The following is a 23207-nucleotide window of genomic DNA, read 5'->3' as shown; positions in this document are numbered from 1 at the left end:
CCCCGCCCTCAGAGGAGTGACGTTCCGCCGGGCGGTGCGCCGTCCGGCGGGACACCCAGCTCCCAGTCCAGCCCGTAGCGCTGGAACAGCTCGGCCCGCAGCCGCGCGAGCGGCATCGGCGCACCGGGCAGCAGGAGGGCGAACACCGCGCCCATCAGCAGCGCCCGCAGCATCGGGTAGTCGGTGTCCACGTCCGTGCTGCCGTAGCGGGAGAGGGTCTCCCACAGCAGTTCGGCCAGCCGCTGCTGCTCCGGGCACTGCACGAAGCCCTCGGCCTGGAGGATGCCCGCCATGTGCGTGCGCAGGAGCAGCGGCTGGTCGCGGGCCAGGCCCAGGACGGCGTCGACCGCCCGGGCCAGCAGCTCCCGGCCGGCGTCCGCCCCCGAGGGGAGCGGCTCGCGCTCCAGGGCCGCCCGCAGGGTGCGGTGCATCAACCGGTGCACGGCCGACTGCAGCAGCTGGCGCTTGCCGGGGAAGTAGTACGAGACCAGTCCGCGGGCGGCGCCGGCCCGTTCGGCGATGTCACCCAGGGTGGTCGCCTCGTACCCGCGTTCGGCCACGAGCTCCACGGTCGCCTGGAGGAGCCGCTCCCGCGAGCGTCTCCGCAATTCTTCATTGACCGATGCGCTGCGCGGGGACATGCTTACTCCTGCGTTGACTGGCTCGCAGCCAATATACTCAGCGCAGGATTCCGGTGTTGGGGCGACGCGGGGGATCGCCTCAACACCGGTCTCGGCATGCTCCGGTACGCCCGGGCCGCTCAGCGTTCCTCGAAGACCAGGTCCTCCGGCGGCACGCTCAGCCGCACGCTCTGCCCGTCCACCTCCACCACCGTGGACAGCCCCGTGAACTGGCCGCGCGGGAGCACCAGCACCCGGTCGGCCCGCTGGTCCAGGAACGCCCCGAACCCCCCGAGCGACGGATCGCCCGCCCCCAGCGTCAGGTAGTCGGCCAGCCGCCGGAACAGCTTCGGCAGCACCACCGTGCTCTCGCTCAGCGACGCCAGCCCGTCGATCTTGGCGCCGCTCAGGGTCTGGTCCAGCGGCCACACCCCGAGCCCCTCCTGGCGCGCCGCGGCCACAGCCGCCGTCATCTCCTCGCGCAGGTCGACGTAGAGCTTGGTGTAGTACGTCGGGTAGGCGAGCCCCCGCCGCAGCTGGTGGACGTTGGCGGTCTGGCGCAGCAGGGGCACGTCCACGTGGAGCGCGCTCCCGCTCGGCGCGGGGGCCGGGCCGCGTCCGGCGAGGGCCACGCAGCGGCCGTTGACGTCGGCGCCGCGGGTCAGGACGTAGCCGGGGACGGCGGCGGGCTCGGCGGAGCTGACGGTGCCGTGGGCGTCGCGCAGCACCGACAGGAAGCCGAGCCAGCGGATCAGCTCGTCCGCCGCCGCCTCGGCGTACGGGGGCGGCTGGTGCAGCTCGGCGCCGTGCGCCGGCACGTAGTGCGTCTCCAGGGCGTCGATGCCGTCCAGGCGCAGCTGGGCCGAGCCGGCCTTGTTGCGGCGCACCGGGTGCGGACCGGGGACGAGGTCCCAGTGGGCCGGGTCGTCCGGCACGAACCGCACCGAGTCCCCGTCCGGCCGGGCCCCCAGGACCCGGAAGCTTCCCTCGATCACGAGCATGGGCATGGCGGCCTCCCGGGGGCACCGTACGGGCGAGTGGCGGACCGTGAGCGAACCTGCGGACGAATCCACGAACGAATCTGCGGGCGAACGTGCGGGCGAACCTGTGAGCGGACCCGCATCAGGATCGCGGTTGTCCGGCCGCGGGAGAAGAGGGCACCTCGACCGGGGCCGGCCGCCGTGCCCCGCCGAGCGCGACCAGTGCCACCACCGTGCCCAGCAGCCAGCCGCCCACCACGTCGGACGACCAGTGCACCCCCAGGTAGATCCGGGTCAGGCCGACCCCCACGACCGAGACCACCACCGCGAGCCGGACCGGGCGGGAACGGGGGAACAGCGCCAGCAGCAGCACGCACACCGCCGCCGCCGTCAGGGCATGGCCCGACGGGTACGCCGCGTACTCGGCGGAGGCCACCGGGTCCGGCCACAGCGGTCGCGGCCGCCCCACCAGCGCCTTCAGCCCCTGCGACACCAGCGCGGCCGCGACCGTCGCAGCGAGCCAGCGGACGGCGAGCTCGCGCTGCCCGCGCAGCAGCAGCCACGCCACGGCGAGGGCGGCCAGGACGCGCATGGTCCACGGGTCCCACACCCAGTCGCTGAGCACCCGCACCACGGCCACCCAGCCGGGATGCGCCACCGCGTGGGCGTGCAGAATCTCGGCGATCCGCGCGTCGGCGGTGAGCAGAGCCCGTGGGCGCAGGACGACCAGCACGGTCAGGACGACGGCGAGCACGGTGCTGACGAGGGCGGTGAGGCGTACGGGACGGCTGTGCATGCCTTGGATCCTCGCACCCTCGGACGTCCCGACCGCGGACCCGTCCGCCGCCGCGCCCGCGCCGGCCCCGCCCCGCACGGCGGCTACAGCGCCCGCAGCCCCGGGACGAACGCCACCAGCAGCGGCACCGCCGGAACCAGCGTGGCCAGCGCCGCCACCCGCAGCCGCCGCCCGGCGGACAACCGCGGGGTGGCCGCGAGCAGCCGCCGTACGCGCTGCGGCACATGGTGGTCCGCCGGGGCGCACGGCCCGAACACCCCGCGGTCCTCGTTGAGTCCGACGAGCGCCAGCGCGACCGTGAGCCGGCCGAACCGCCGCGAGGCCACGTCGTCGGCCGCCAGCTCGACCAGCCGGTGCATCTGCGCCTCGAACGCGGCGAACACCGGCACCTGCGGGAACCCGCCGGCGAGCGCCCGCGAGCAGTGCAGCAGCCAGTCGTGCCGCGCCGCCGCGTGCCCCTGCTCGTGGGCCAGGACGGCGTCCAGCTGGCGCCCCTTGAGCCGGCGCAGCGCGGCCGTCGTCACCACCAACTGAGGTGCCGGGCCCGGCAGCCACCACGCGTCGGGCCGCTCGCCCTCCAGCAGCACCAGCCGCTCGCCGCCCGGGTCCTCGCCGGGCAGCAGCGGTGCGCGCACCAGGAGTTCGGTCCGTCGCGCCGCGCGCCGGGCGCGGGCCCGCAGCACCTCGCGGGTCAGCATCGCCCCGCTCCACACCGCGCCGCCGGCCAGCACCACCGCCGTGCCGGCCGCCCACGGCCCGCCCGCGCCGAGCGCGTACGCCTCGACCACCCCGTGCGGGGCGGTGGCGAACAGCCGGCCCCGCACCGCCTGCCACGCCGCCGCCGCACTGAGCAGCATCGACAGTCCCAGGCACAGCAGCACCGCGGCCACCACGCACTGCCACATCCACAGCGCGACCACGGGTTCGCGTTCGGGCCAGTCGGCACGGGCCAGCAGACGGGGGGCGACCATCGCGGTCAGGGCGCCGAGCAGCAGGAGAACGGCGGGGACCATCATGCCTCTCAGCCTATGAGCGGGGGACGACCCGCGGGTACGGTCCGGTGTCATTGGTGACGCAGGACACGTTTGCCGCGGCCGCCACCCCGGCACCCCTGCGCCGGCGGGGACTTCACCCCGCGCGGCGCGCCGCACGCACGGCGGGCCTCACCCCGCGAGCAGCATCGCGAACATCCCCAGTCCCATGGCGAGGCGGCACGCGCGGGTCAGCTCGCCCGCCCCGCCGGGCACCGCCGCGCCGGGCACCGCCGCCCCGGCGACCGGCGCGGGGCCGCCGCCCGCCGGTACCAGGCGGGCCCCGACCAGCAGCACGTACCCGGCGAAGTAGCACAGCAGCGCCCCGGTCAGCAGCGGTACGCCCGCCGCGGCGTGCCCGTGCCCCTGACCCGGCCCGGCGGCGGAGGCGGCCAGCGCCATGTAGAGCATGGCCGCCGAGCCGACCAGGTGGTGGGCGTGGTGCACACCGCCGCGCAGCAGCCACAGCGCGTGCACGGCGGCCGCGCCGAAGACCGCCACCAGCGCCCAGGACAGACCCGGCCCGACCGGCAGCGGCGCCGCCATCGCCGCCATCCCGAAGCCCATCACGGCCTCCCCGGACGCCACCGCGGCCGCCGGGCCCCGGCCCGCTCTGCGCACCCGGCCCAGGCAGTACGCGCCGCTGGCCGCGCACAGCAGTACCAGCAGCCAGGAGAGGACGGACGTCGTGGGACCGTGCACGGGACGACCTCCCGGATCGACCGACGGTGTCATCGAAGTGATGCCCGCCCGTCGCCGGGCGCACGCCGCCGCCGGGTTACCCTCTGCCCATGGACACCGCCGACGCCCCCACCGCCGCCCTGACCTTCCGCCCCGCCGAGGAAGCGGACGTCCCCGCCCTGGTGGAGCTGGTGGAGTCCGCGTACCGCGGCGAGGGCAGCCGCGCCGGCTGGACGACGGAAGCCGACTACCTCGACGGCCAGCGCACCGACGAGGGCGGCGTGCGCGAGGTCATCACCACCCCCGGCAGCGTCCTGCTCGTGGTCGAGCGCGATGGCGAGCTGGTGGCCTGCTGCCAGCTCGAACACCGCGGTGACCACGCCTACTTCGGCATGTTCGCGGTCCGCCCGACCCTCCAGGGCGCCGGTCTCGGCCGGGAGATCCTCGCCGAGGCCGAGCGCCGGGCCCGGGAGCAGTGGGGCGCCACGCAGATGCGCATGACCGTGGTCAACGTCCGGGACGAACTCATCGCCTACTACGAGCGGCGCGGCTACCGCCGCACCGGCGAGCTGAGCCCCTTCCCGTACGGCGACGAGCGCTTCGGCATCCCGCTGCGCGACGACCTCGCCTTCGAGCTGCTGGTCAAGCCGCTCTGACGCGGCGGCCGCGCGCACCGCACCGCGCGCAGCCGCGCGCACCGCACCGCACTGCACGCCGGGGCCCGCGCCCCGGACGCGCCCCGCGCCGCTCGCGTGCGCCCCGCACGCGCCGCCGCCCGCGCCCCGCGCCGCTCAGGCCGTGAACCGCCCGGTCCGCCGGATCTCGGGGAAGCCGGTCGCCGCCCCGTCCAGCTCCAGCGCGCGGGCCAGCCGCAGCTGCTCCTGGGTGTCGACCGTCCAGCCGGTGACCTTCAGGCCGGCCGTGTGCGCGGACTCCACGGTCTCCAGCGTCAGCCGGCGCAGCTGCAGAGCGACCGTTTCGGCACCCGCCGCCAGCGCCCGGTCGACGATGTCCTCGCCGTGGTGCCCGGCCGTCAGCACGGTCCGTACCCCCGGCACCAGCCGGGCCGTCTCCACGAGCACCGCGTCGTGGAAGGACGACACCGCCACCCGGCCCGTCAGGTCCAGCCGCCGCAGCGCCTCGGCGAGCGCCCGGGCGGTGGCCGGGTCCTGGACCGAGGCCTGCAAGGGGGCCCTCACCGCCTCCAGCACCTCCTCCAGGACCGGCACCCGTTCCCCGAGCCCGGCGTCCAGCTCGCGCAGTTCGGCCAGGGTCAGGTCGGCGACGGCGCCGGTGCCGTCGGTGGTGCGGTCCACCTCGGCATCGTGCAGGACGACGAGGGCGCCGTCCTTGCTGAGTCGCAGGTCCAGCGCGATGACGTCCATGCCGGAACGTTCCGCGCGCACGAACGACCGCAGGGTGTTCTCCGGTTCGACACCCATGACCCCGCGGTGACCGATGGTGAGGAAAGTCAAGGTTCTCTCGCTTCCGTCGACGGCGGCTCCCGCGCGGTCACGGTGTCCCGACCCGGACCGCGCGGTGAGGAGGCAGCCTAGTCCTCCGGCGCGGCGTTGGGACCGCCCGTGCACGGCCCCGCGAAGGCCGTACGACCGGTTCCCGCCAGGGCTGTGCGGGCCCGCGGGCGCCCGTCCGGGTCACCCGCCCGTGGGCGCGTCCTCAACGCCTTGACCAGGGCCGGAGCGGGCGGCCTCCACGGCTGCCAGGTCCTCCAGCAGCGCGTCCGCGAGCTCCAGTTCCGCCAGGTGCTGCCGCTCGCTCCAGCGCAGCGCCAGCAGCGGGAAGGCCCACTCCCCGACATCCCCGGCCTGCGCCATCGCGGCGCGTACGCAGGCCAGTTCGGCCCGGGTCCGCTCCTGGTGCCCGGCCACCAGGGCGCGCAGCCGCGCCGGGTCGGCGAGATGACCGAGCCAGATCCGCAGCAGCAGCCCGTGCTTGAGCACCGGCGGCCCGGCCTCCGCGGTGTCCGCGGCCCAGTCGGCCAGCGCCGCGCGCCCGGCCCCGGTCAGCGCGTACCGCCGCTTGGCCCGGGCCTCCTCGGGGCCCGACCGGCTGGAGGCGACGAGCCCGAGCCCTTCCAGCCGGCGCAGTTCGGCGTAGATCTGGCTGATGGCGGGCGCCCAGTAGAAGAAGCGCAACGAGGAGTCGGCCCATTTCTTCAGCTCGTACCCGGTGCGCTCGCCGGGGAAGGAGAGCAGCCCCAGTACGGCCCAGGCGGTGGGCGACAGCTCTTGCTTCCTCGCTTTCTGACGACTAGTCATATTCCTGATTGAAGTAGGACCGGACACCGGACGCAACCCTGGAGGCGTCGTGAAGTTCTCCGTGATCTTCGAGGCCCAACTGGCCGATCCCACCGTCGAGCGCGAGCACCAGGTCATCCACGACTGCGTCGAACAGGCCGTGCTCGCCGAAGCCGTCGGCTTCGACCGCGTCTGGGCCGTGGAGCACCATTCGCTCAAGTGGTACGCCCACATGAGCGCTCCGGAGGTCTTCCTCTCGTTCGTCGCCGCCCGGACGTCGACCATTCGCATCGGCCACGGCGTGGTGTGCATGCCGTTCAACTTCAACCACCCCGCCCGGGTCGCCGAACGGGCGGCCATGCTCGACCTGCTCTCCGGCGGGCGGCTCGACCTCGGGGCCGGGCGCGGCGGGACCGAGCAGGAGACCAGCCTGTGCGGGGTCGACCGGGAGCGGACCACCCAGGAGGTGGAGGAGGCGCTGCGGATCATCGGGCGGGCCTGGCAGGACGAAGAGCTCGAATACCACGGCGAACTGATCGACATCCCGCCGCACCCGATCCTGCCCCGCCCGCGCCAGACGCCCCACCCGCCGCTCTTCCTGGCGTGCAGCCGCGCCGAGACCCTGGTGCAGGCGGCCGAACTGGGCGTCGGTGCCCTGGTGATGGGCTTCGCCGGGCCCGGCTCGATCGCGCAGATGCGCGGCGTCTACGACGCGGCGATCGCCGGCCGGGACGGCTCACGGTTGGTCTCCACCGCCGTCAACGACCACTTCTCCGTGCTGTGCCCGACCATCGTCCTCGACGACCGGGAGCGGGCCCGCCGCATCGGCACCCGGGGCCAGCGGTTCTTCGCCCAGGCGATCGGCCACTGGTACGGCGGCGCCGGCGTCCCGGACGAGGCCGTGGTGCCCGGCGCCGACGAGGCGGCGGAGCTGCGCCGGGCCGCCGAGCAGGTCGTGGCCCGGCTGCACGAGCAGGCCGTCCCCGTGCGGCCCTCCGCGACCGCCACGTTCAACGCCGACCACGCCTACGGCACGGCGGACGACGCGATCGCGTACGTCGAACGGCTCAAGGCGGCCGGGGCGGACGAGATCATGTGCCTGGTCCAGATGGGGACCGTGCCGCAGGAGGCCTGCCTGGAGACGCTGCGGCAGTGGGGCGAGAAGATCATCCCGCAGTTCCGCTCCGCCTGAGCACCGTCCCACCGCACCCAGTCCGACCCTCCCGAGAGGAGCGACGTGTCCGGCACCAGCGACCGGCTCGACCCGCGGGCCCGCCCCTTCGTCCGTGCCTTCTCCGCCGTCTTCCCCGACGTCGGCGGCGCCGTCACCGACGCCGTCGAGGCCCGGCGAATCATGGCGGCCACCCCGCCGCCCGCCACCCCGCCGCCCGCCGTGGGCGCCGTCGTGGACCGCACCGTCCCCGGCCCGCCCGGGGCGCCGCCGATACCCGTGCGCATCTACCTTCCGGACCCCGGCCGCCGTCCAGGACCGCGGCCCACCGTGGTGTTCTGCCACGGCGGCGGCTTCGTCCTGTGCGACCTCGACACCCACGACCGCACCGCCCGCAACCTCTGCCGGGCCGCCGGCGCCGCCGTGGTCTCCGTCGACTACCGGCGCGCCCCCGAGCACCGCTTCCCCGCCGCCGTCGAGGACGCCCACGCCGCCCTGTGCTGGGCCGGCGAGCACCTCGGCGAGCTCGGCGGCGACCCCGGGGCGCTGGTGGTGGCCGGGGACAGCGCGGGCGGCAACCTCGCCGCCGCCTCCCTGCTGCTCGCGGCCGAGCGCGGCGGCCCGCCGGTCGCGCTCCAGGTGCTGGTCTACCCCTCCCTCACGGCGTCGCTGGACAGCGACTCCTACCGCCGCAACGCCACCGGCTACTACCTGACCACCGCGCACGTGCGCTGGTTCTGGGAGCAGTACCTGGGGCCCGGCGAGGACGGGAAGCACCCGCTGGCGTCCCCCCTGAACGCCGGGCCGGAACTCCTGGCCGGCCTGCCGCCCGCCCATGTGGTGGTCGCCGGGTGCGATCCGCTCGCCGACGACGGGCCGGCGTACGACCGACTGCTTCAGGCCAGCGGAGTGACCTCTTCCGTGGACCTCCACCCCGGGATGTTCCACGGGTTCCTGGCCCTGCCCGAGTACCTGCCCGCGGCCCGCGACGCACTGGACCGGATCGGCGGAGTCATCCGTTCCCTGGTTACGGACGGGAAGACTTCCGGCGAAGCAGGGGGTCGCGCCGAATAATTTCCCGCACACCCTCTTGAGCAGGAGAGCCTCGCGCGCATACGCTGTCTTTACGTGAGGTTCTCCTGTGGAGGAAGTGACATGACGGAAACTCTTGTGCCGGGCGTGGGCGGTGGCGCGATAACCGCCGGTACGCGGGTGGTGGACCACCCGGCGTGGCCCGAGCTCAAGGCCGCCGTGGAGGAGATCCGGCCCTGGCAGTCCGCGGACGGGTCCATCGACTTCGAGGCGGAGGGCGCCCCTTCCCGGGCCGCCGCCGAGGCCGCGGTCGAGCGGGTCGCCGCGGGTGTCGAGGCGCTCTCCCCGCTGCTGCCGCACGCGACCGACTACCACAAGGCGCTCGTCGCCGACCTGCGCAAGTGGGTCGCGGACGGCTTCGGCGTGCCCGACTTCCTCGACTCCCTGATGGCCTTCCACCCGGCCGCCGAGCGCGTCGACGGGCTCCAGCACCTCGTCGTGTTCCCCATGTACACGCAGAACGGCAACCCGGACCGCAACCTGGAAGCCGTCGTCCTGCGCATGGTGTGGCCCGAGTGGCTCGCCGAGCTGGAGCGCACCCGCTACGACAACCCGCTCTTCCTCGGCATCACCTTCGAGGACTTCACCCCGGGCTACGACACCAACTCCGCGGTGCTCTTCCCGGAGACCATCGCCGTGCGCGAGGCGCCCGAGCGCTTCACGTGGGGCGGCATCTTCTGCGACCGCGAGGCCGCCCGCTACCGCAAGGTGACCGCGGCCGCCGTCGAGATCCTCGGCATCGAGCTGCCCGAGGACATCGCCCGCATGGTCGAGGACCAGGAGCGCTGCGAGAAGGCCTTCGTCCTGTGGGACATGGTCCACGACCGCACCCACAGCCACGGCGACCTGCCGTTCGACCCCTTCATGATCAAGCAGCGCCAGCCGTTCTGGATGTACGGCCTGGAGGAGCTGCGCTGCGACCTCACCGCCTTCAAGGAGGCCGTGAAGCTGGAGTCCGAGGGCAACGAGCACGGCCGCGACGTGCAGTATGCCGTCCTCTTCGACCGGATGTTCCGCTTCCCGGTCTCCGGCGACCGCAACCGCAACTACGACGGCCTCGGCGGCCAGCTCCTCTTCGCCTACCTCCACAAGCACGACGTCGTGCGCTGGACGGACAACAAGCTGAAGATCGACTGGATGCGCGCCCCGCAGGTCACCAACGAGCTGTGCGCCGAGATCGAGAAGCTCTACCGGGACGGCATCGACCGCCCCAAGCTCGTCCACTGGTTCAAGGCCTACGAGCTGGTCTCCACCTACCTGGCCCCGCACCCGGGCTCCAAGTGGGCCAAGGGCCCCGACGCCCTCGACCTGACGCAGCCGCCGCGCAAGCTCGTCGACGACGTGCTTCCCGACGAGTTTCCGCTCAGCATGTTCTACGAGGCCCTCGCCAAGAAGCTCAAGGGCGTGATCGCCTCGACCAAGGGCATCACCGCCCTGAACGCCGAACACGCCGAGCGGGTCGCCGCGTGAGCGACCGCGCACAGGAGGCTTCCAGCATGAACGCGTCCCCGAACGGCAACGGGAACGGACAGCTCAGCGGCGCGGTCGTGGCCGTCGCGGGGGCCGGTGGCCCCGCCGGCCAGGCCGCCCTGCTGCGGCTGGCCGAGGCGGGCGCCACCGTCGTGGCCGCCGACGCCGACCCGGCCCGCCTGGCCGAGGCCGTCGACGCCGCCCGCTACGCCCACGGCGGCGCCACCGTCACCGGTGACACCGTGGACCTGCTCGACCTCGACGCCACCAAGGCGTGGGCCGACCGCACCGAGAAGGAGTTCGGCCGGATCGACGGGCTGGTCCACCTCGTCGGCGGCTGGCGCGGCAGCAAGTCCTTCACCGAGACCGACCTCGGCGACTGGGACTTCCTGGAGAAGCTGCTCATCCGCACCGTGCAGCACACCTCGATCGCGTTCCACGACGCCCTGGTCCGCTCCGGCAACGGCCGCTACGTCCTGGTCAGCCAGGTCGGCGCCCACCAGCCGGTGGCGAACAACGCCGCGTACAACGCCGGCAAGGCGGCCGCCGAGGCCTGGACCCTCGCCATGGCCGACTCCTTCCGCAAGGCGGGGGGCGAGGAAGGCCCGAGCGCCGCGGCTGCGATCCTGGTCATCAAGGCACTGGTGCACGACGCGATGCGCGCCGAGCGTCCCAATGCGAAGTTCGCGGGCTTCACCGACGTCAAGGAGCTGGCCGAGGCCGTCCTCGGCGTCTGGGACCGGCCCGCCCCGGAAGTGAACGGACAGCGTCTGTGGCTCACCCCGCAACCGTAAGGACCGACGCCCGCCGCCACCACGACCCCTCGGTGCGCGGTTTCGCGAGCGACAACTACGCGGGTGCCCACCCGGAGGTCCTGGCGGCCATCGCCCTCGCCAACGACGGCCACCAGGTCGCCTACGGCGAGGACGACTACACCGAGCACCTGCAGAAGGTCGTCCGCAGCCACTTCGGCCCGTACGCGGAGGCCTTCCCGGTCTTCAACGGCACCGGCGCGAACGTCACCGCCCTCCAGGCGATGACCGACCGCTGGGGCGCGGTGATCTGCGCCAGGACCGCCCACATCAACGTGGACGAGGGCGGCGCGCCGGAGCGGATGGCGGGCATCAAGCTGCTCGCCGTCCCCACCCCGGACGGCAAGCTCACCCCCGAGCTGATCGACCGGGAGGCCTGGGGCTTCGAGGACGAGCACCGGGCGATGCCGCAGGTCGTGTCGATCACCCAGAACACCGAGCTGGGCACGGTCTACACCCCGGACGAGATCCGGGCGATCTGCGAGCACGCCCACGGGCTCGGCATGAAGGTCCACCTCGACGGCGCGCGGATAGCCAACGCCGCGGCCTCGCTCGACGTGCCGATGCGGACGTTCACCAACGCGGTGGGCGTCGACGTGCTCTCGTACGGCGGCACGAAGAACGGCATGCTCTTCGGCGAGGCCGTGGTGGTGCTCAACCCGGACGCGGTCCGGCAGATGAAGCACGTCCGCAAGATGTCGATGCAGCTGGCGTCGAAGATGCGGTTCGTCTCCGTGCAGTTGGAGGCGCTGCTGGCCAAGGACCTGTGGCTGCGCAACGCCCGGCACGCCAACACCATGGCCCAGCGGCTCGCCGACGGCGTCCGCCAGGTCGACGGCGTGGAGATCCTCTACCCGGTGCAGGCGAACGCGGTCTTCGCGCGCCTGCCCCAGGAGGTCACGCGGCGGCTCCAGCAGCGCTACCGGTTCTACTTCTGGGACGAGGCCGCCGGCGACGTGCGCTGGATGTGCAGCTTCGACACCCAGGAGGAGGACGTCGACGGCTTCCTCCAGGCGCTGAAGGAAGAGATGGCCCGCTGATCGCATAGCGGTCAGGTATTCCGCATACGCATGCTCCTGGTCCGTGGAACGGGTCCAGGAGCATGCGCATGTGTCCCTGCGCCCGCAGCAGGGCGGCCGGGGCGTGGGCCTTGGCCCGGACCGCGAGCGGCTGGCCTTCCCGGTCCGCCCCGAGCTGGGCGAGCTCGACCACCCGACCCTCTACGCCGCCCCGCACCCGGTCACCGTCCGGCCCTGCGGACCTCGGCCGACCTGACGGAGCTCTGGGCGAACCTCCCGGCCGCACTGCCGCGGTGGCCCCGCACTGCCGCGGTGACCCCGCGCTGCCGCGGTGACGACACGCACTGCCGCGGGGGCCGCGGACGCCGGGCTCAGGACGCGCCGGACTCGCGCACCTGCGCCGCGGTCGGCGCCGTCCCGCCGAGGTGGGCCGGCAGCCACCAGGAGTCGTGCGGACCCTTGGGCTTGGCCGGGTACGCCTTCTGCGCGGCCTCCAGCAGCTCCTGCACGCGCTCGCGCAGCCGCCGCGTGATCGCGCCGGCGTACTGGTCGACCGGCGCCTCGATCGGCTCGCCCACCCGCATCGTCACCGGGATGTGGCTGCGCCGCAGGTCCTTGGGCCGGCCCTTGGTCCACAGCCGCTGCGTGCCCCACAGCGCCACGGGGATCAGCGGAACGCCCGCCTCCTGCGCCATGCGGGCGGCACCCGACTTGAAGCTCTTCAGGGTGAACGACTGCGAGATCGTCGCCTCGGGGAAGACCCCGATGATCTCCCCGCTGCGCAGCGCGGTCAGCGCCTGCTGGTACGCCGCCTCGCCCTGCTTGCGGTCCACCGGGATGTGCTTCATCGCGCGCATCAGCGGGCCGGACACCTTGTGCCGGAAGACCGACTCCTTGGCCATGAAGCGCACCAGGCGCTTGGACGGCCGCGCGGCCAGTCCGGCGAAGATGAAGTCGAGGTAGCCGATGTGGTTGGAGACCAGCACGGCCCCGCCCGCGCGTGGCACGTTCTCGGTGCCCTTCATGTCGATGCGGATGTCCAGCGCCCGGAAGAGCGTGTGCGCCGCGCCGATGACGGGGGGGTAGACGAGTTCAGCCATCGAGGGGGAGGCCCCGCTTTCTGCCTTGGGAGGTGCTCCCGGCCGGAAGTTACGCCAACGTAGGTAACGTGGCCAGGTGGATCGTGCCCCAAACGGCAGGCCGCTGGCCAGTTGGCCGAGCCCGTCCCCGGGGAGATTCTTGTCACCCCGGGAATGCCGCGCACCGGACGGGCGCTCGGATCATCGTACGAGTTTGCGGACGCGGTGGACAGGAGTGCAGGTGCCGGGGCAGGCGGAGACGGGACGGGGGCCGGGCCGGGAGCCCGGCCAGGAGCCGGTGCGGCCGGGGCGGGAGCCGGTGCGGCTGAGCGCGGCGGAGCTGGGCGCTCCGCTGGGCGGACGGGCCACCCTCGTCCAGTTCTCCAGCGCCTTCTGCCAGCCTTGTCGGGCCACCCGCCGGATCCTCGCCGAGGTCAGCGCCATGGTCGGTGGCGTCGCGCACATCGAGATCGACGCCGAGCAGCACCTCGCCCTGGTCCGCTCCCTCGGCATCGAGAGGACCCCGACCGTCCTCGTGCTGGACGCGGCCGGCACCGTCGTGCGCAGGGCGGCCGGCCTGCCCCGCAAGGCGGACGTCATCGGGGCGCTGGGCGCGGCGGTACGACCGTGGCACCCGGCGTGACACGCCTGACATCTGTCCGTACGCGCTTGACTGCGCGGCGCACCGATCGACAGTCTGGCCAGCGGAAATCGCACCGGAAGGAAATCAGCTCCTCATGACGGCCCCCACGGCTCACTCGGTGTCCCCGGCCCCTGCCCTGGCCGGATCTCCCGAGCTGCTGCGCTCCGTCTTCCGGCAGCACGCGGCCGGGGTCGCGGTGATCACGGCCGTGGACGCCGGGCGTCCGGTCGGTTTCACCGCCACCTCCCTCAACTCGGTCTCCGCCGATCCTCCGTTGCTCTCCTTCTCCATCGGCACCGGTTCCTCCAGCTGGCCGGCCATCGCGGGTTCCGAGCACGTCGGGGTCCACATACTCGCCGAGCAGCAGCGGGAGCTGGCGGGGCTGTTCGCGCGCAGCGGCGCGGACCGCTTCGGCGCCGGCACCCGGTGGCGGCCGGGCCCCGAAGGGGTGCCCGTCCTGGACGGGGTGCTGGCCTGGCTGGTGTGCCGGGTGGTGGCGCGGGTGCCCGCGGGGGAGCACCGGGTGGTCATCGCGGAGGCGGTGGCGGGCCACTCGACCGGGGACGTCCGGGCGGACGGCCGGCCCCTGCTGTACCACCAGGGTCGCTTCAACGCGCTGCGCGACTGAATCGTCCCTGCTGGGGCGGGTTCGGGCGGCGTTGGCAAGGTCACAGTCGACCGGCCTTGCCTGGGGGTGGGGCGCACGCTGTACTGACGAGTAACATTTGGTTCTGAGCGCGGGCCGCCCCGATCGGGAACCGCCCAGTAAGGCGCCTATGCTGCCTCCATAAGGCAGCACCGGAAAAAGACGATGCAGTAGGAGAGCCGGCGTGAGCTTGAGGATCGTTGTCTGTGTGAAGTACGTGCCCGACGCCACCGGCGACCGGCAGTTCGCCGATGACCTGACCGTCGACCGCGAGGACGTCGACGGCCTGCTGTCGGAGCTCGACGAGTACGCCGTCGAGCAGGCGCTCCAGATCTCCGAGAACTCGGACGACGACGTGGAGATCACCGTCCTCACCGTCGGCCCCGAGGACGCCAAGGACGCGCTGCGCAAGGCGCTGTCGATGGGCGCCGACAAGGCCGTCCACGTCGAGGACGACGACCTGCACGGCACCGACGTCATGGGCACCTCGCTGGTGCTGGCCAAGGCGATCGAGAAGGCCGGCTACGACCTGGTCGTCACCGGCATGGCGTCCACCGACGGCACCATGGGCGTGCTCCCGGCGATCCTGGCCGAGCGCCTGGGCGTCCCGCAGGTCACCCTGCTCTCCGAGGTCGCCGTCGAGGACGGCAAGGTCACCGGCCGCCGCGACGGCGACGCCGCCAGCGAGCAGCTCGAGGCCTCCCTCCCGGCGGTCGTCTCCGTGACCGACCAGTCCGGCGAGGCCCGCTACCCCTCCTTCAAGGGCATCATGGCCGCCAAGAAGAAGCCGGTGGAGTCCTGGGACCTCTCCGACCTCGACATCGAGGCCGAGGAGGTCGGCCTGGAGGGTGCCTGGACCGCGGTGGACTCCGCCGCCAAGCGTCCGGCCCGCACCGCCGGCACGATCGTCAAGGACGAGGGCGAGGGCGGCAAGCAGCTGGCCGAGTTCCTGGCCGGCCAGAAGTTCATCTGAGGAACTTCGGTCACCTCAACCGCCCCCTCACACTTCGTAACAGCAGGAGAGCAGTCCCATGGCTGAAGTTCTCGTCTACGTCGACCACGTGGACGGCGCCGTCCGCAAGCCCACCCTCGAGCTGCTGACGCTGGCCCGCCGCATCGGCGAGCCCGTCGCCGTCGCCCTGGGCGCCGGTGCCGCCGACACCGCCGCCGTGCTCGCCGAGCACGGTGCGGTCAAGGTCCTCACCGCCGACGCCCCCGAGTTCGCCGAGTACCTCGTCGTCCCGAAGGTGGACGCGCTGCAGGCCGCGTACGACGCGGTCTCCCCGGCCGCCGTGCTCGTCCCGTCCTCCGCCGAGGGCAAGGAGATCGCCGCGCGCCTCGCCGTCCGCATCGGCTCCGGCATCATCACCGACGCCGTGGACCTGGAGGCGGGTGAGGAGGGCCCGGTCGCGACGCAGTCCGCGTTCGCCGCGTCCTTCACCACCAAGTCCCGCGTGTCCAAGGGCACCCCGGTCATCACCGTCAAGCCCAACTCGGCCCCGGTCGAGGCCGCCCCGACCGCGGGTGCCGTCGAGGCCCTCGCCGTCACCTTCGGCGCCCTCGCCACCGGCACCAAGGTCGTCTCCCGCACCCCGCGCGAGTCGACCGGCCGCCCCGAGCTGACCGAGGCCGCGATCGTGGTCTCCGGCGGCCGCGGCGTCAACGGTGCCGAGAACTTCCACATCGTCGAGGAGCTCGCGGACTCCCTCGGTGCCGCCGTCGGCGCCTCCCGCGCCGCCGTCGACGCCGGCTGGTACCCGCACACCAACCAGGTCGGCCAGACCGGCAAGTCGGTCTCCCCGCAGCTGTACATCGCCACCGGCATCTCCGGCGCGATCCAGCACCGCGCCGGCATGCAGACCTCGAAGACCATCGTGGCCATCAACAAGGACGCCGAGGCCCCGATCTTCGACCTGGTCGACTACGGCGTGGTCGGCGACCTCTTCCAGGTCGTCCCGCAGCTGACCCAGGAGATCAAGGCCCGCCAGGGCTGATCCCCGGCGACTCGCCTGACCTGCGTCGATGCACCGGCCCGGGGCCGCGTGGTGACACTCACCACGCGGCCCCGGGCCGTTTGCTGCAACCATTGACTGAGGAGAAGGCCCTGACTAAATTCTGCTATGCGGATCAATGCTTCCGTGAAGCGGAAAATAGGAGAGTGCAGGATGGGTCAGCAGGAGAAGGTCGCGACGAGCCTCGCGGGCGCGGTCAGCGAGGAGATCAGCGCTTCCCTGAAGCCGGTGGACGCGGAGCTCGCCCGCCGCTACCCGGGCGACCCCGGCACGCGCCAGCCGATCCACACCGTCTACGTCCCCGGTGACGTCTTCGCCGCCGACACCATCCGCTCCTGGGGCGACCAGGCACTGGCCGCCCTCGACGAGCACGCCCCGGACGCCGCCACCTTCGGCAAGGTCCTCGGCATCTCCGACGAGCTCGCCGGCACCGTCTACGAGCGCGTGCGCGCCAAGCTGGCCACCGAGCCCGTCGAGGACCTGCGCGTCGACTTCGAGGACGGCTTCGGGGTCCGCTCCGACGAGGAGGAGGACCAGGCCGCCGCCCGCGCAGCCCGGCTCGTCTCCGAGGCCTTCTCCAACGGCACCAACGCCCCCTACATGGGCATCCGGATGAAGTGCATGGAGGCCAACGTCCGCGACCGCGGCCTGCGCACCACCGACATCTTCCTCTCCGGGCTGCTCGCCCACGGCGGCCTCCCCGAGGGCCTCGTCCTCACCCTGCCGAAGGTGACGTACGCCGAGCAGGTGTCCGCCTTCGTCCGGCTGCTGGAGGCCTTCGAGACCACCCGCGGCCTGCGCCCGGGCCGGCTCGGCTTCGAGATCCAGATCGAGACCAGCCAGTCCATCCTCGCCTCCGACGGCACGGCGACCGTGGCCCGGATGATCGACGCCGCGCAGGGCCGCGCCACCGGCCTGCACTACGGCACCTTCGACTACAGCGCCTGCGTCGGCGTCTCCGCCGCCTACCAGGCCAGCGACCACCCGGCCGCCGACCACGCCAAGGCGATCATGCAGGTCGCCGCCGCCGGCACCGGCGTACGCGTCTCCGACGGCTCGACCAACGTGCTGCCCGTCGGCACCACCGAGAAGGTCCACGAGGCCTGGAGGCTGCACTACGGCCTGACCCGCCGCGCCCTGGCCCGCGCCTACTACCAGGGCTGGGACATGCACCCGGGCCACCTCCCCACCCGCTACGCCGCCGTCTTCACCTTCTACCGCGAGGGCCTGGAGGCCGCCGCCGCGCGGCTGAAGGCGTACGTCGCCAAGATCGAGGGCGACGTCATGGACGAGCCGGCCACCGCCAAGGCCCTGGCCGGCTACCTGGTCCGCGGCCTGGACTGCGGCGCCGTCGGCGCCGACGAGGTCACCGCCCTGACCGGGCTGACCCGCGCCGAGCTGGACGCCTTCGCGATCCCGCGCCGCTCGGCCACCCTGACCGCCAACGCCTGACCCCGCCCGGCAGCACGGCCGGACACCGGAGGACTTCCCCTCCGGCGTCCGGCCGTCGCCGTGTCAGCGGGCGTTGTCGCCGTGTCAGCGGGCGTTGACGTAGAGCTGCGGCGAGAACCGCGTGCAGGCACTGCCGTTGCACGCCTGGACCAGGAAGTTGTAGTCCCGGCCGGGTGCTTCCACGGTCCACATCCGCCGCGGACCCGGCGCCATGCGGATGTCCTGCCAGTCGGTGGTGTCCCACTGCATCCGGACGATGTAGTGGGTGAGGTTGGCGGAGTACCCGCCGAAGTACAGCTTGATCACGTTGTCGCACGAGTCGTAGATCGCACCGATGTACGGACTGTTGCTGAACTTGTACCGGGGCGGCGTCCCTCCGGTGTTGGTCCCGCCCTTGGGCGGGAAGCCGTTGGTGGTCCGGCACTGTGCCGCCGGGGCGGACTGCGCGGCCTGGGCCGCGGGCCCCGTCAGGATGCCGGTCGCGAGGACGAGAGCCGAGGCGAGCGCCGTGACGGCGCGGCGCCGGGCGAGTACGGACATGGCTCACTCCATCCCTGGAACGCCTGGAACGCCTGGTACGTGCAACGTCCGCCGATGAGCCCGCCCCCGGAAAACCCCCTTTCAGGCTACGCCCGGTGAGGCCGGCCGGCCCGTCGGGGCAGACCCCCGGCCCGGCCGCCGCCCCTCCCGGCCGGTCAGGCTCCCGGGGGGATCTCGCCCGAGCCGCGGGGGATCAGGCGGGTCGGCAGCTCGGTGCGGGCCGGGCGCGGGGTGGCGCCCGTGAGGCGGTGGAAGAGCCGGTCCGCGGCCACCCGGCCGAGGGCGGCCGCGTCCTGGGCGACCACGGTGACCCCCGGGCGCAGGAGGTCGGCCAGCTCGAAGTCGTCGAAGCCGACCAGGGCGACCGGCCGGGGCAGGCCCGCCAGGACCCGGACGGCGGTCACCGTCACCCGGTTGTTGCCCGCGAAGAGGGCCGTGACCGGCTCCGGCCCGGACAGCATGGCCGTGGCCGCCCCGGTGACCCGCTCCGGATCCGTGGAGCCGAGGGAGACCCACGAATCGGCCACCGGAAGACCGGCCTCCGCCATGGCGGCGCGGTAGCCGCGCAGCCGTTCGGTGGCCGTGTGGATGCGCGGATGGTCCCCCACGAACCCGATCCGGCGGTGGCCGTAGGCGATCAGATGGGCCACACCGGCGCGGGCCCCGCCGTAGCTGTCCGAGAGCACCACGTCCGCGTCGATCCGGCCCGCCGGCCGGTCCACGAACACCGCCGCCATCCCGGCGCCGATCTCCGGCTCCAGGTAGCGGTGGTCGTCCCCGGCGGGGATCACGATCAGCCCGTCCACCCGGCGCGCGCACAGGGCCAGCACCAACTCCCGCTCCCGCTCCGGGTCCTCGGCGCTGGAACCGTTGATGAGCAGCGCGCCGTGGGCCCGCGCCACCTCCTCCACGGCCCGGCTCAGCGGCCCGTAGAACGGGTCCGCGAGGTCCTCCAGGACCAGGCCGATGCTCGCCGTGCGGCCCTTGCGCAGCACCCTGGCGCTGTCGTTGCGCCGGAAGCCCAGCGCGTCGATGGCCTCCTGGACCCGCCGCTCGGTCTCGGGGGTGACGCCGGGCTCGCCGTTGACGACCCGGGAGACCGTCTTCAGACCGACCCCCGCGCGGGCTGCCACGTCCTTCATCGTCGGCCGCCGGCCGTAGCGGGGCTCGGACGGGCGGCGGGAGTGCGGCACGGTACGTGGACCTCCGGTGCTGACGACCTTGACGAGCCGAGCATAAGCACCTCGGCCGATAAGCGGGTTTCCGTGACAGGGTGGGGCGGGCAGGCCACAGGGGGCTTCGGACGAGGCATGGGGAGAAGGATCATCGTGATTGTCTGGATCAACGGCACGTTCAGCGCCGGGAAGACCAGCACGGCCCGCGAGCTGACCGGACTCCTGCCGGAGAGCACCCTGTACGACCCTGAGCTCGTCGGCGGCGCGCTGCGCCGGCTGCTGCCGCGCGACCGGCTCGCCGGCGTGACCGACTACCAGGACCTGCCCAGCTGGCGCCGGCTGGTGGTGGACACGGCCGCGGCGCTCCTGGCCGAGCTGGGCGGCACCCTGGTCGTGCCGATGACGCTGCTGCGGCAGGAGTACCGGGACGAGATCTTCGGCGCGCTCGCCGCCCGCCGGATCCCCGTCCGGCACATCGTGCTGGACCCGGGTGAAACGATCCTGCGGGAGCGCATAGCGCAGCGCGTCGAGCCCGGCCTGACCGAGGCCGAGAACGAGGTCCGGGTCCGCGCCTGGGCGTACGACCACATCCCCGCCTACGCCGCCGCGCTCGCCGGCTGGCTCGGCCGGGACGCCCTGGTGGTGGACAACGGCCACCTGACGCCCCGGCAGACCGCCGAACGGATCGCGGAGGCGGTCCGCACCGACGCCGCCGCCGTCTGCGACATCGTCCAGACTCCCGAACCCACCCGGGAGACCGTCGCCGCCGGAGTGCTCCTGTTCGACGAGGAGGACCGCGTCCTGCTGGTGGACCCCACCTACAAGCCCGGCTGGGAGTTCCCCGGCGGCGTGGTCGAGTCCGGCGAGGCCCCCGCGCAGGCCGGGATGCGGGAGGTCGCCGAGGAACTGGGCGTCACCCTCGACCGGGTGCCCCGGCTGCTGCTGGTGGACTGGGAGCCGCCGTGCCCGCCCGGCTTCGGCGGCCTGCGGCTGCTGTTCGACGGCGGCCGGCTCTCCCCGGCGGCCCGCGCCGGCCTGCGGCTGCCCGGCCCGGAGCTGCGGGCCTGGCGGTTCGCCAGCGAGCCGGAGGCCGCCGACCTCCTCCCGCCGAACCGCTACGCGCGCCTGCGCTGGGCCCTGCGCGCCCGCGAACGCGCCACGGTCCTCAACCTGGAGGCGGGCACCCCGGTCGGCTGAGCGCCGTAGGCGGGGCGGGGCTGCTTGCGGCGCCGGGCTACGGGCGGGCGCCCCGCTCCTTTCGGGTGGTGGGTTCCGCGGGGGTGGCGGCCACGGCCGCGTGCAGGGCCGCCGCCGTGCCGTGCACCAGGGGATCGCCGTGACCGAAACAGGCCACGACCGGCTCCAGCGCGGCCAGCCGCCGGAACGAGGCGAGCGCCCGGGCCCGGTCGACGTTGAAGACGCCCAGCATCACCGGCCCGACCGCCGCGACGCAGTCGCCCGTGAACAGCACGCCGTGCCGCGGCAGGTGGACGCCGATGCTGCCGTCGGTGTGACCGGGGGCGTGGACGACGTACGCGCCGCCGCCGAACTCCAGCCGGTCGCCGTCCTCCAGCTCGCGGTGCACCGGGACCGGCGGCGCCTCGGGGACGGTGAGCCCGTGCGCGTACAGCGGCAGCTCCCAGTCCAGCAGGACCGGCTCGGGCACCGGCCGCTCGCCGCGCACCACCGGCGCGTCGAGGCGGTGCGCGAGCACCTGCGCGCCCCACCGGTCCGCCAGTTCACCGGCCGCGCCCACATGGTCGCGGTGGCAGTGGGTCAGCACGATCCGCTCCAGCCGGGCGGGGTCGAGCCCGAGGGACCGTATCGCCCCCTCGATCAGGTCCGCGGAGCCGGCAGGGCCGGCGTCGATCAGGGTCAGGGCCCCGCCGTCGCGCCAGAGGTACGCCTGGCCGATGGGGAAGCGGAGCATGTGCAGCCGGTCGGGGACGACTTCTACGAGATCCATGGGGCGACCGTAGGACGCCCGGGACTCCGAGACGGCCGCGCTTCACCCTGAGCGGAGTACGCCCAGAGCGCAGTGCGCCCTGGGCGTACGGGCGGGCAGGCCGGCCACGTGCCCGCGGTGCCCGGTGCCCCCGTGCCCCCGTGCCCGCAGGCACCCGTGCCGGTGCGCCCGCGTGCCGAGTCGGCGTCAGCTCTGCTTCGAGCGGGCGTAGTTGACGAGGAACAGGGCCTCCACGACCGACAGGCGCTCCAGCTCCTCCGGGGAGACGCTCTCGTTCACCGCGTGGATCTGCGCCTCCGGCTCGCTCAGCCCGATCAGCAGCATCTCCGCGTCCGGGTAGAGGGAGGTCAGCGCGTTGCACAGCGGAATCGATCCGCCCATGCCGCTGATCTGCATCTCCTGGCCGGGGTAACCGACCTCCATCGCCGCCGCCATCGAGGCGTACGCCGGGCTGCTGGTGTCCGCCTGGAAAGGCTGACCCTGCCCGACGACCTCCAGCTCCAGCCGCGCCTTCCACGGCGTGTGCGCCCGCAGGTGCGCCTCCAGCAGCTTGATGGCCTCCTGGGTGTCGACGCCCGGCGGGATGCGCAGGCTGACCAGCGCGCCCGCGCTGGCGTGCACCGACGGGGTGGCGCCGATCACGGGCGGGCAGTCGATGCCCAGGACCGTCACCGCCGGACGCGCCCACAGCCGGTCCGCCACCGTGCCGCCGCCGATCAGCTCGACGCCCTCCAGCACCTTCGCGTCCGCCCGGAAGTCCTCCTCCGGGTACTGCAGCCCCTCCCAGACGCCGTCCTGCGCGAGGCCGTCCACGGTGGTCGAACCGTCCGCCGCGCGCAGCGAGTCCAGCACCTTGATCAGCGCGGCCAGCGCGTCGGGAGCGGCCCCGCCGAACATGCCCGAGTGCAGGTTGCCCGCCAGCGTGTCGATCCGGATCTTCATCAACGTCATGCCGCGCAGGGTCGCGGTCACCGTCGGCAGGCCCGTGCGGAAGTTGCCCGCGTCGCCGATGACGATGGCGTCGGCGGTCAGCAGCTCCGGGTGCGCCTCGGCGTACTGCTGGAGACCGCCCGTGCCCTGCTCCTCGGACCCCTCGACGATCACCTTGACGCCGACCGGCACCCCGCCGTTCGCCTTCAGCGCGCGCAGCGCCAGCAGGTGCATGATGAACCCGCCCTTGCAGTCGGCGGCGCCGCGCCCGTACCAGCGGCCGTCGCGCTCGGTCAGCTCGAACGGGGGCGACACCCAGGCCGCCTCGTCCAGCGGCGGCTGGACGTCGTAGTGGGCGTACAGCAGCACCGTCGGCGCGCCCTCGGGGCCCGGCAGGTAGCCGTACACGGACTGCGTGCCGTCAGGGGTGTCGAGCAGCGCCACGTCCTGGAAGCCCTCGGCGCGCAGCGCGCCGGCCACCCAGTTCGCCGCCTTCTCGCTCTCGCTGCGCGGGAACTGGGCCCAGTCCGCCACCGACTGGAAGGCCACCAGCTCGGCGAGCTCCTGCTGGGCGCGGGGCATCAGCGAGGCGACGGTCTCGGCGATCGGGTGCGACGACATGGGCACGCTCCTCATGGGTGCGACGTTGTTCTACGTGAGCCGGGTACGGCGGACGACAGTCCGATCCTCGCACAGCGGGACCGGGCGGACGCGGGCCGTAGGATTTGCCCGGCAGCGGAGCCGATCGGGGAAACGGGAGCAGCAGCACATCGTGAGCAGCGACGACGTACGCGACGAGGGCGGACAGGCCGCACAGGAGACGGGCGGGGCGGA

25 protein-coding genes are annotated in these 23207 nt (G+C 73.5%); 13 read left to right on the top strand and 12 right to left on the bottom strand.

Features of this window, described 5'->3' with window-relative positions; translation table 11 throughout:
- Positions 1 to 8 precede the first annotated feature (8 nt).
- The 5 genes from LG632_RS12580 to LG632_RS12560 all read right to left on the bottom strand — a co-directional run bounded on the left by LG632_RS12580 (position 9) and on the right by LG632_RS12560 (position 4129).
- The gene (locus LG632_RS12580) at positions 9 to 641 is read right to left on the bottom strand and encodes a TetR/AcrR family transcriptional regulator (RefSeq protein WP_226727091.1); all 633 of its coding nucleotides are present in this window, start codon (positions 639 to 641) and stop codon (positions 9 to 11) included.
- A gap of 119 nt (positions 642 to 760) precedes the next feature.
- Positions 761 to 1627: a thermonuclease family protein gene (locus LG632_RS12575; RefSeq protein ID WP_226727090.1), complete on the bottom strand. Its 867-nt coding sequence runs from the start codon at positions 1625 to 1627 to the stop codon at positions 761 to 763.
- 115 nt (positions 1628 to 1742) lie between these two features.
- Complete coding sequence (locus LG632_RS12570; RefSeq protein ID WP_226727089.1) at positions 1743 to 2396, bottom strand: phosphatase PAP2 family protein; 654 nt, start codon at positions 2394 to 2396, stop codon at positions 1743 to 1745.
- Between the two features lie 83 nt (positions 2397 to 2479).
- On the bottom strand, positions 2480 to 3412 hold the full coding sequence (locus LG632_RS12565; RefSeq protein ID WP_226727088.1) for a M56 family metallopeptidase: 933 nt from the start codon (positions 3410 to 3412) through the stop codon (positions 2480 to 2482).
- 147 nt (positions 3413 to 3559) lie between these two features.
- Positions 3560 to 4129 (bottom strand): DUF5134 domain-containing protein, encoded by a 570-nt coding sequence (locus LG632_RS12560; protein WP_226727087.1) that lies wholly within the window; start codon positions 4127 to 4129, stop codon positions 3560 to 3562.
- 89 nt (positions 4130 to 4218) lie between these two features.
- Between LG632_RS12560 and LG632_RS12555 the strand changes: the two genes are divergently transcribed.
- A complete protein-coding gene (locus LG632_RS12555) occupies positions 4219 to 4764 on the top strand; it encodes a GNAT family N-acetyltransferase (RefSeq protein WP_226727086.1) in 546 nt (181 codons plus the stop codon).
- Positions 4765 to 4899: 135 nt separating this feature from the next.
- Here LG632_RS12555 and LG632_RS12550 read toward each other — a convergent pair whose 3' ends face one another.
- Together LG632_RS12550 and LG632_RS12545 are read right to left on the bottom strand one after the other, a co-directional pair.
- Positions 4900 to 5583: a glycerophosphodiester phosphodiesterase gene (locus LG632_RS12550; protein ID WP_226727085.1), complete on the bottom strand. Its 684-nt coding sequence runs from the start codon at positions 5581 to 5583 to the stop codon at positions 4900 to 4902.
- A 180-nt stretch (positions 5584 to 5763) separates the two neighbouring features.
- Entirely contained in the window at positions 5764 to 6387 is a 624-nt protein-coding gene (locus LG632_RS12545; protein ID WP_226727084.1) for a PadR family transcriptional regulator, read from the bottom strand.
- Positions 6388 to 6436: 49 nt separating this feature from the next.
- Here LG632_RS12545 and LG632_RS12540 point away from each other — a divergent pair, with 49 nt between their 5' ends.
- The 6 genes from LG632_RS12540 (at position 6437) to LG632_RS12515 (ending at position 12186) form a co-directional block, all read left to right on the top strand.
- Positions 6437 to 7558 (top strand): LLM class flavin-dependent oxidoreductase, encoded by a 1122-nt coding sequence (locus tag LG632_RS12540; protein WP_226727083.1) that lies wholly within the window; start codon positions 6437 to 6439, stop codon positions 7556 to 7558.
- A 45-nt stretch (positions 7559 to 7603) separates the two neighbouring features.
- Positions 7604 to 8611 carry an alpha/beta hydrolase gene (locus LG632_RS12535; protein ID WP_226727082.1) on the top strand — a complete coding sequence of 336 codons (1008 nt, stop codon included), beginning with the start codon at positions 7604 to 7606 and terminating at the stop codon, positions 8609 to 8611.
- An 81-nt stretch (positions 8612 to 8692) separates the two neighbouring features.
- Complete coding sequence (locus LG632_RS12530; protein WP_226727081.1) at positions 8693 to 10099, top strand: DUF6421 family protein; 1407 nt, start codon at positions 8693 to 8695, stop codon at positions 10097 to 10099.
- 26 nt (positions 10100 to 10125) lie between these two features.
- Positions 10126 to 10893 carry an SDR family NAD(P)-dependent oxidoreductase gene (locus tag LG632_RS12525; RefSeq protein WP_226727080.1) on the top strand — a complete coding sequence of 256 codons (768 nt, stop codon included), beginning with the start codon at positions 10126 to 10128 and terminating at the stop codon, positions 10891 to 10893.
- Complete coding sequence (locus LG632_RS12520) at positions 10872 to 11951, top strand: threonine aldolase family protein (RefSeq protein ID WP_226727079.1); 1080 nt, start codon at positions 10872 to 10874, stop codon at positions 11949 to 11951. Before LG632_RS12525 ends, LG632_RS12520 begins: the two co-directional genes overlap by 22 nt.
- Positions 11952 to 12021: 70 nt before the next feature.
- Entirely contained in the window at positions 12022 to 12186 is a 165-nt protein-coding gene (locus LG632_RS12515) for a hypothetical protein (protein ID WP_226727078.1), read from the top strand.
- 115 nt (positions 12187 to 12301) lie between these two features.
- Here LG632_RS12515 and LG632_RS12510 read toward each other — a convergent pair whose 3' ends face one another.
- Positions 12302 to 13030: a lysophospholipid acyltransferase family protein gene (locus tag LG632_RS12510; RefSeq protein ID WP_226727077.1), complete on the bottom strand. Its 729-nt coding sequence runs from the start codon at positions 13028 to 13030 to the stop codon at positions 12302 to 12304.
- Between the two features lie 277 nt (positions 13031 to 13307).
- Between LG632_RS12510 and LG632_RS12505 the strand changes: the two genes are divergently transcribed.
- The 5 genes from LG632_RS12505 to LG632_RS12485 all read left to right on the top strand — a co-directional run bounded on the left by LG632_RS12505 (position 13308) and on the right by LG632_RS12485 (position 17762).
- Positions 13308 to 13652 carry a thioredoxin family protein gene (locus tag LG632_RS12505; protein ID WP_226727106.1) on the top strand — a complete coding sequence of 115 codons (345 nt, stop codon included), beginning with the start codon at positions 13308 to 13310 and terminating at the stop codon, positions 13650 to 13652.
- Between the two features lie 94 nt (positions 13653 to 13746).
- Complete coding sequence (locus LG632_RS12500; protein ID WP_226727076.1) at positions 13747 to 14280, top strand: flavin reductase family protein; 534 nt, start codon at positions 13747 to 13749, stop codon at positions 14278 to 14280.
- A gap of 202 nt (positions 14281 to 14482) precedes the next feature.
- Entirely contained in the window at positions 14483 to 15271 is a 789-nt protein-coding gene (locus LG632_RS12495; RefSeq protein WP_226727075.1) for an electron transfer flavoprotein subunit beta/FixA family protein, read from the top strand.
- A gap of 58 nt (positions 15272 to 15329) precedes the next feature.
- Positions 15330 to 16292 (top strand): electron transfer flavoprotein subunit alpha/FixB family protein, encoded by a 963-nt coding sequence (locus tag LG632_RS12490; protein WP_226727074.1) that lies wholly within the window; start codon positions 15330 to 15332, stop codon positions 16290 to 16292.
- A gap of 171 nt (positions 16293 to 16463) precedes the next feature.
- Positions 16464 to 17762, top strand: coding sequence for a DUF6986 family protein (locus LG632_RS12485; RefSeq protein WP_226727073.1), 1299 nt, complete (start codon positions 16464 to 16466; stop codon positions 17760 to 17762).
- An 84-nt stretch (positions 17763 to 17846) separates the two neighbouring features.
- On the opposite strand, the gene LG632_RS12480 is transcribed toward LG632_RS12485, so the two are convergent.
- Both LG632_RS12480 and LG632_RS12475 read right to left on the bottom strand, forming a co-directional pair.
- Complete coding sequence (locus tag LG632_RS12480; RefSeq protein WP_226727072.1) at positions 17847 to 18302, bottom strand: hypothetical protein; 456 nt, start codon at positions 18300 to 18302, stop codon at positions 17847 to 17849.
- Between the two features lie 155 nt (positions 18303 to 18457).
- Entirely contained in the window at positions 18458 to 19444 is a 987-nt protein-coding gene (locus LG632_RS12475) for a LacI family DNA-binding transcriptional regulator (protein WP_226727105.1), read from the bottom strand.
- A 186-nt stretch (positions 19445 to 19630) separates the two neighbouring features.
- On the opposite strand from LG632_RS12475, the gene LG632_RS12470 reads away from it, so the two are divergent.
- Entirely contained in the window at positions 19631 to 20674 is a 1044-nt protein-coding gene (locus LG632_RS12470; RefSeq protein WP_226727071.1) for an NUDIX hydrolase, read from the top strand.
- A gap of 37 nt (positions 20675 to 20711) precedes the next feature.
- On the opposite strand, the gene LG632_RS12465 is transcribed toward LG632_RS12470, so the two are convergent.
- Entirely contained in the window at positions 20712 to 21443 is a 732-nt protein-coding gene (locus LG632_RS12465; RefSeq protein WP_226727070.1) for an MBL fold metallo-hydrolase, read from the bottom strand.
- A 186-nt stretch (positions 21444 to 21629) separates the two neighbouring features.
- Positions 21630 to 22994, bottom strand: coding sequence for a dipeptidase (locus tag LG632_RS12460; RefSeq protein ID WP_226727069.1), 1365 nt, complete (start codon positions 22992 to 22994; stop codon positions 21630 to 21632).
- Positions 22995 to 23207 lie beyond the last annotated feature (213 nt).

The sequence above is a fragment of the Streptomyces antimicrobicus genome, from assembly GCF_020532625.1.
GTDB classification, from domain to species: Bacteria; Actinomycetota; Actinomycetes; order Streptomycetales; family Streptomycetaceae; genus Streptomyces; species Streptomyces antimicrobicus.
The sequence above is the reverse complement of the archived record's forward strand: the minus strand, read 5'-3'. Positions and strand labels throughout refer to the sequence as shown.

Coding starts and splice junctions, on each gene's coding strand:
- LG632_RS12580 (WP_226727091.1), bottom strand. CDS start 641: ATGTCCCCGCGCAGCGCATCGGTCAATGAAGAATTGCGGAGACGCTCG.
- LG632_RS12575 (WP_226727090.1), bottom strand. CDS start 1,627: ATGCCCATGCTCGTGATCGAGGGAAGCTTCCGGGTCCTGGGGGCCCGG.
- LG632_RS12570 (WP_226727089.1), bottom strand. CDS start 2,396: ATGCACAGCCGTCCCGTACGCCTCACCGCCCTCGTCAGCACCGTGCTC.
- LG632_RS12565 (WP_226727088.1), bottom strand. CDS start 3,412: ATGATGGTCCCCGCCGTTCTCCTGCTGCTCGGCGCCCTGACCGCGATG.
- LG632_RS12555 (WP_226727086.1), top strand. CDS start 4,219: ATGGACACCGCCGACGCCCCCACCGCCGCCCTGACCTTCCGCCCCGCC.
- LG632_RS12545 (WP_226727084.1), bottom strand. CDS start 6,387: ATGACTAGTCGTCAGAAAGCGAGGAAGCAAGAGCTGTCGCCCACCGCC.
- LG632_RS12530 (WP_226727081.1), top strand. CDS start 8,693: ATGACGGAAACTCTTGTGCCGGGCGTGGGCGGTGGCGCGATAACCGCC.
- LG632_RS12525 (WP_226727080.1), top strand. CDS start 10,126: ATGAACGCGTCCCCGAACGGCAACGGGAACGGACAGCTCAGCGGCGCG.
- LG632_RS12510 (WP_226727077.1), bottom strand. CDS start 13,030: ATGGCTGAACTCGTCTACCCCCCCGTCATCGGCGCGGCGCACACGCTC.
- LG632_RS12500 (WP_226727076.1), top strand. CDS start 13,747: ATGACGGCCCCCACGGCTCACTCGGTGTCCCCGGCCCCTGCCCTGGCC.
- LG632_RS12490 (WP_226727074.1), top strand. CDS start 15,330: ATGGCTGAAGTTCTCGTCTACGTCGACCACGTGGACGGCGCCGTCCGC.
- LG632_RS12485 (WP_226727073.1), top strand. CDS start 16,464: ATGGGTCAGCAGGAGAAGGTCGCGACGAGCCTCGCGGGCGCGGTCAGC.
- LG632_RS12480 (WP_226727072.1), bottom strand. CDS start 18,302: ATGTCCGTACTCGCCCGGCGCCGCGCCGTCACGGCGCTCGCCTCGGCT.
- LG632_RS12475 (WP_226727105.1), bottom strand. CDS start 19,444: ATGAAGGACGTGGCAGCCCGCGCGGGGGTCGGTCTGAAGACGGTCTCC.
- LG632_RS12465 (WP_226727070.1), bottom strand. CDS start 21,443: ATGGATCTCGTAGAAGTCGTCCCCGACCGGCTGCACATGCTCCGCTTC.
- LG632_RS12460 (WP_226727069.1), bottom strand. CDS start 22,994: ATGTCGTCGCACCCGATCGCCGAGACCGTCGCCTCGCTGATGCCCCGC.